General features: G+C 70.4%; 1 protein-coding gene. It reads left to right on the forward strand.

From position 1 onward, the window contains the following. The coding region (locus tag AC1DUE_RS19990; protein ID WP_477041157.1) for a cell wall-binding repeat-containing protein at positions 1-716 on the forward strand (716 nt) is incomplete at both ends.

Genomic DNA, 716 nt, shown 5'->3' on the forward strand with positions numbered 1-716 from the left:
GTGCCACAGCCGCCGGGCACCTCTTCGACCACCGACGTCGCCTGGCAGCCGCTGCGCCGCCAGAGCGTCGGCCGGGTCTGGGGCGCCGACTCCTCGGCCACCAACGTGGCCTCGTCCCGCTGGACATGGAACACGGTCGGCCGGAGCGAGCCCGGCCTGATCGACGCGCGGACGGCCGTCCTCATCAGTAAGGACAGCCCGTCCTACGCCCTGACCGGGCAGTCGCTCGCCGGCCAGAAGCAGGGCCCCCTGCTGATGACGTCGAAGACCTCGCTGTCGAGCGCCGCGCAGACCGAGCTGAAGCGCACACTGAAGCCCGGCGCCACGGTCTACCTGGTGGGCGGCACGGACATCCTCTCCAGCACAGTGGCGAGCAAGGTCAGCTCGCTCGGCTTCACACCCAAGCGGCTGGTGGGAACCTCGCGCTACTCCACGTCCGTGGCGGTCGCCAAGGCGGTCGCCAGCGCCCCGGAGTACGTGTTCGTCGCCACCGGCACCGACTACCACTCGGCGCTCGCGGCCTCCGCGGCGGCCGGATCGCTCGGCTACGGCGGCAAGGGCACGGTCGTCCTCAACGAGGGCAACACGCTGTCGTCGTCGGTGAAGTCGTACCTCAACTCGCTCGACCCCGACCAGACCATGGTCATCCCGGTCGGCACCTCCGCCAAGTACGCGCTCACGCACACGCAGCTCTCCAACTGGCCCGACACCTGGAC

The organism is Cellulomonas sp. P4_A2, assembly GCF_056402515.1.